The organism is Nostoc sp. CHAB 5715, assembly GCF_020829685.1.
Taxonomy (GTDB): Bacteria; Cyanobacteriota; Cyanobacteriia; order Cyanobacteriales; family Nostocaceae; genus Nostoc.
In genome coordinates, this window is record NZ_JAIVFR010000511.1 from 1 (window position 1) to 5369 (window position 5369).

Consider the following 5369-nt stretch of genomic DNA (forward strand, 5'->3'; position numbering starts at 1 on the left):
GAACCCCCGCAACGCGCTGCCTCCCCTCTGCGTTTGTTTAACCCTCAAATCGCCACGAATTTACGCAAAGCTGTACTAAGTATAAATTTGAAATTTAATTCAATTGAATATTACTCCATCAAGTAAAGAAACGAAATTTATGCCTTACCAAGAGATTGCAGACTTACCTGATTCAGTCAAAGAGCACTTACCCAAGCACGCCCAAGAAATTTTTCGGGCTGCATTTAACAACGCTCAAGAAGAATATGGGGAAGAGGAGCGTGCCTTTCGTGTTGCTTGGAGCGCTGTGAAACGCGATTATGAAAAAGGCAACGATGGGCAATGGCACAAAAAGCCAGAATAGCTCATAATATTATTTTGGATTTTAGATTGGCAAAGAGTTATATCATGTCCGGTTAAAGACTTATCATTAAGACCGCAAGGGGCTATTGACTCAGGGTAAGAGGGTTTTCCGATTTTTGCACAGAAGTGGTAACTGTAACTAATTAGCCGGATATGATATTACTGGTAATCGCTTTTAGACCTTCATGGAAGTCGGCGGGAAACTCCATCCCGCAAGTGGCGTGGAGAGGGATAGCCGCCCGCCGACTTGGGGCATTGGGCATTGGGCATTGGTAACTCTTCCCCATTCCCCATGCCCAAAAACTCCATCCCCTTGTGGGTGGAGTTTTTTATCTGTCGCAATCATTTTTCAAATTGGTATCAGATTGTATTGAGCAGTTTTATTACTGCACAAAAAAACTTTATTAAGTGAGGTCTTATGAATTACCTTGTTGCAGTTTTACCAGATCGAATACAAGTAGAAGCCGCCTACTCTGCTCTGGAAAAAGCAGGCTTGCCAACTTCACAAGTCAATATTTTGGGCAATGGTTATCTAAGTGCTGATGAATTTGGACTAATTGATCCCGACAAGCAAGCCCGCAAACAATCAAATCGGCTCTTTTGGTGGCTTGTACCCTTTGGATTTGTTGCAGGTTATGCGTTCAACTATCTCACACAAATTGAAATATTTCCCCAGTTTGCTCGATTTGGCAATGAATTTCTTGCTGGGATCTTAGGAGGTATAGCCGGTGCTTTGGGCGCTGGTTTAATCGGTCGAACTGTCGGGTTAACAGTTAGCAGTGGCGATGCTTTACCCTATCGTAACCGTCTAAATGCTGGCAAATACTTAATTGTAGTTACCGGAAATGAGGATTTAATACGCGAAGCTACGCGCGTACTGCGTCAATTTGAACCTGAAAATATTCAAGGCTATACAGATTATTCACAAAAGAGCAAACTTGTGGGGAATTAAGTCAAAATTTCTAAAAAAACTAATAGACATCTCCAAAAATGAATGTAGAGACGTAGCACTGCTACGTCTCTACAAGGGTTCTGGATAATATATATTTAATTTTCTGATATGTCTAATCTACATCGGGTTCAACGCCGAGCGATCGCAATTGTGCAATCAAGCGTTCAGCCCTTTGTCTTTCTTGTTCAGCCCTTTGTCTTTCTTGTTCAGCCCTTTGTCTTTCTTGTTCAGCCCGTTGACTTTCTTGTTCAGCCCGTTGGCTTTCTTGTTCAGCCCGTTGGCTTTCTTGTTCAGCCCGTTGACTTTCTTGTTCTGTAGAAGTCAATACCCAGCAGCCTGTCCAATCATACCAGCGTAACCAGGGCTGTTCTACATTTTGATAGCGTCCCCGCCACACACCCAAGCCTAATTCTAGTTCTGGTATCCACAAGCGTGAGTCTGACAGTGTTATCTCAGCATAACGACCTCCATCTAATTTAAATATCCTTAACTCATATTTGTACCGATCAAATACTACATAATAAGGAACACGCAGAATCTGCTCATATACTTCCCATTTTCCTGGTGGTTGCTTGATATCCCGCAATGTCTGCCCCAAGTCTTCCTTTTCAGTACCTGGAGACAGCAATTCAACTACAATAAAAGGCTGAACTCCCTCTTGCCAAAGGACATAACTTAAGCGTAAATCTCGTTGTTCATAGAGACGGGAAACACCTAAAACAGCAAACCAATCAGGTCGTTTATGCCACAGTGGATGGCGTGGATCATAATAAAGATTCAAATCGCTAGCAACAAATATCTCGTCGCTGGGATAATTCGGTGGACGAAAGGTTTCGTCTAACAGACGAGGTTGCAATAAATGAAACTGATCGGGCAAACCAGGCTCCTGGGGATCTTCACTGGGAAGATCATACATGGTTGGCAATACATCTTTTGGCGATCGCGGTGGGTCGGTTTGATATATCATAAACCAGTGCTGATGATGAAACTCTCAGTTCTATTATGATTCAATTGTTTTTGAGTAACTCAACACCTTGCAGAACGAGGCAGCATAAATTTCTCGCCCTCAGCTGCAAATTTACCACGAACCATCAGCACAGTTTCATCTAATGCATGGACGAATGTTTCCACATCTTTGACATCAAGAAGTTCTGGACTAAAGTAAATCACTACTTCTTCAATGGGTTGAGGTATCTTAGCAAGAATATTCTTCAAAGGGCATATCTGCGTTGTAACTAAATCGAAAAGATGAAGTCGGGTATCTTCTATCTCCAGACAGGCGATTAAATCTAAATCTTCTGCATAATATAAGGGACGACTTCCTTCATTGACACAGAACACAGGTTTTTCTTTGACTACGCCAACTATATTAGAGACAGGGGCGCGTGTTTCTAAAAGTCTGTGTAACAATGTATAATCTTTGGTATCTGTAAAATCCATTGTTCTGAAGCTATCAGTGCTACCTGTGGAGTTACACTTAACTTTGAAGATGTGTTCTTCGACAACACGAAAGCCAAAAGGTAGGTAAAACTCTGGTTGTAGTGTCGTTAGTACCAAGGTTTCATAAATGCGATCGCAATATTCCAGCACTTCTTTCATTACTTCGCGGTAATACCCTCTCCGGTGAAATTCTGCACGTGTAGCTACTCCATGAACTCCTCCGACAGTGAACCTTTGTCCCATAATTTGCATGGGAATTTCTAACACTCCCACATGGGTAATAGCTATATAATCATGAAAGCGCATAAACGGAGTTGAAGCTGTTTCCCAGGATGCACCTAGTTTTCTTGCACATTCTGCTAAACTGCTGAGTCCGGGAAATGTGACTTCCATCAAGTCAAAAAGCTTATCGCTTAAGCTGGGATCAGCAGAAAAAGACTGTTTGAAAAGATACTGGCTCATAGTTCAAGTATTACGAACAATTCACTACTTACTATAAAATCAATTCCAGCAAATCCAGAAAAAGGGAAATTATAAATGGATAGCAAGAGCATCACTCAATTTTGGATTTTGGATTACAGCAGTTTTCATGTATTTGAACCACATCTATCGTAGGGGCACAGCAATGCTCATTGGTGTCAACTTAACGTATAAGCTAGATTTGGCGAACTTTCCAGGTTTAACCCTCACCCCCAACCCCTCTCCCAATTTTGGGAGAGGGGAGCAAATTCTCTAGTTCCCCGAATCCCAACTTGGGAGAAGGGGTTAGGGGATGAGGGCAAAACGTCCTCTTCAAAAGATTTTTCCTTAAGTTGACACCAATGAGCATTGCGCTTTACCCCTACCGCGTGGTCTATTTACCTGAAAATAGCTGTAAGGTTTAACCCAATATTTCTCAAGCCTGAGTTTCTTTAAATAAGACTAAACCATACTTCTCGCCAGTAGGCAAAAAGCCAATTCCTCGATAAACTGCTTGGGCTGCTTGGTTATTATCATTTGTAAACAGGATGGCACGTTTTACTAAGAGCGATCGCGCTTCTAATAACGAGCCTGCTACTACACTTTTGGCGTAGCCTTTACCCCGCAGCGCTGGCGGTGTCCACACTCCACCAATTTGCACAATATCAGGTAAGCTGGCATTGAAAGCAGAGTAGGAAACTGGGGTATGTTCTGCTACCAAAACCCAATGCATTGCCATATCTTGACGTGTTTCAATTATGCGATCGCAAGCAAGTCTTAAACTGGGAGTATCTGTTCGTCCTAAAGTTTCCACATTATAAGCAACGCACCACTTGCTGAGTAATTCTAACTCCTCTGGATGTGGCAAACGACACTGCACCTTTGCCGATGCTAAGGCTTGAGGTATTTGTAAGTCTCGTAGTGTTAGAGAAAACAATATCTCAGGTTCATCAAGCTGAGTCGGTCGGTTGCTAAGTCCCAAAATGCTTTTTGTCGCTTCGACTTGTGCTGCTGGGCCACTAATTCCAGAAATAGCACGTCCAGATTGTGCCACAACTGCTTGCACCACCTCTAGCAAATATACAGGGGCTTGGACTACAATCATCCCATTCCAAAAATGGGCTGCAACTGCCACTATAGTTTTATCTATATATGCCGCTATGTAAGTTCCTTGAAATCTTGCATTTTGGTCAAGTAGTCCCGCAGCTCGCAAATTAGAGCGCAAAAACATCGAAGTATCGCTGTGTTGCAAGAGAAATTCTTCTAGCGATGCTTCATCTCCAGGTTGCAGGGTTCTCAAAGTAAGCACAAAAAACTCCTGAGTATCTAATTGAGTTTACCGAAGAAGCAGTTCTAAGAATAAAAAACTCCACGCCACTTGCTCTCTGGAGTTTCCCGTCGCTTTCAATGAACAGGCTGATAATACAGAGAAACAGTTGATGCTTGCCCTCGCTGACGTTTAAAATAGGTATTCAAGCGGAGGAAAAAAAGTTTGAAACTGATATTGGTAGCTCCCAACTCTTTGTTGTGTGCAGCCTTTCAACAGCACTTTAATTACTTACCCAATGTAGAAATAGTGAATAACTATTTCGAGTGGTTGCCAGATTTTGATTGTATGGTCAGCCCTGCTAACTCTTTTGGAATGATGGATGGTGGCATTGATGCGGCAATTATCCGTTTTTTTGGTCATTCCTTAATGGCAAGAGTCCAGCAGCGCATTCTTGAGGATTATTTGGGTGAACAGCCTGTAGGAACATCAATGATTGTGGAAACAGGTCATCACAAGCATCCTTTTTTGGCTCATACACCTACCATGCGAGTTCCCATGATCATTGCTGGGACAGATATTCCTTATATAGCGATGTGGGCTATGCTGTTAGCAGTTCGCCACCATAATCAACACGCCAAGCAAAAAATTAACACCATTGCCTGTCCTGGATTGGGTACAGGAATAGGACGAGTGCCATATACTGAAGCTGCTAGACAGATGGCTTTAGCTTACGATCATTTTCTGTACCCACCCAAGTATCTCAATTGCATAGTTGCGGCCCAAAGACAACTTCAGATATGGCAAGGAGGAGATTCTAGAACATCAATTTAGTTAGTAATCCTGGAAGAACCTCTCCCCAAACCCACCTTGGTGTAAGTAGAGCGGCGTAAATAATTAAACGCGAGT

General features: G+C 42.6%; 6 protein-coding genes. 3 read left to right on the forward strand and 3 right to left on the reverse strand.

Features of this window, described 5'->3' with window-relative positions:
* Positions 1 to 139 precede the first annotated feature (139 nt).
* Complete coding sequence (locus LC574_RS24650; RefSeq protein ID WP_109009734.1) at positions 140 to 343, forward strand: ChaB family protein; 204 nt, start codon at positions 140 to 142, stop codon at positions 341 to 343.
* A 417-nt stretch (positions 344 to 760) separates the two neighbouring features.
* On the forward strand, positions 761 to 1294 hold the full coding sequence (locus LC574_RS24655; RefSeq protein ID WP_229456180.1) for a hypothetical protein: 534 nt from the start codon (positions 761 to 763) through the stop codon (positions 1292 to 1294).
* A 112-nt stretch (positions 1295 to 1406) separates the two neighbouring features.
* Here the strand turns inward: LC574_RS24655 and LC574_RS24660 are convergent, their stop codons facing one another.
* The 3 genes from LC574_RS24660 to LC574_RS24670 all read right to left on the reverse strand — a co-directional run bounded on the left by LC574_RS24660 (position 1407) and on the right by LC574_RS24670 (position 4502).
* The gene (locus LC574_RS24660; RefSeq protein ID WP_229456184.1) at positions 1407 to 2258 is read right to left on the reverse strand and encodes a Uma2 family endonuclease; all 852 of its coding nucleotides are present in this window, start codon (positions 2256 to 2258) and stop codon (positions 1407 to 1409) included.
* A gap of 62 nt (positions 2259 to 2320) precedes the next feature.
* Positions 2321 to 3196: a GNAT family N-acetyltransferase gene (locus tag LC574_RS24665; protein WP_229456181.1), complete on the reverse strand. Its 876-nt coding sequence runs from the start codon at positions 3194 to 3196 to the stop codon at positions 2321 to 2323.
* A gap of 433 nt (positions 3197 to 3629) precedes the next feature.
* Complete coding sequence (locus tag LC574_RS24670; RefSeq protein ID WP_229456182.1) at positions 3630 to 4502, reverse strand: GNAT family N-acetyltransferase; 873 nt, start codon at positions 4500 to 4502, stop codon at positions 3630 to 3632.
* A gap of 183 nt (positions 4503 to 4685) precedes the next feature.
* Here LC574_RS24670 and LC574_RS24675 point away from each other — a divergent pair, with 183 nt between their 5' ends.
* Positions 4686 to 5294, forward strand: coding sequence for a macro domain-containing protein (locus LC574_RS24675; protein WP_229456183.1), 609 nt, complete (start codon positions 4686 to 4688; stop codon positions 5292 to 5294).
* Positions 5295 to 5369: the final 75 nt, after the last annotated feature.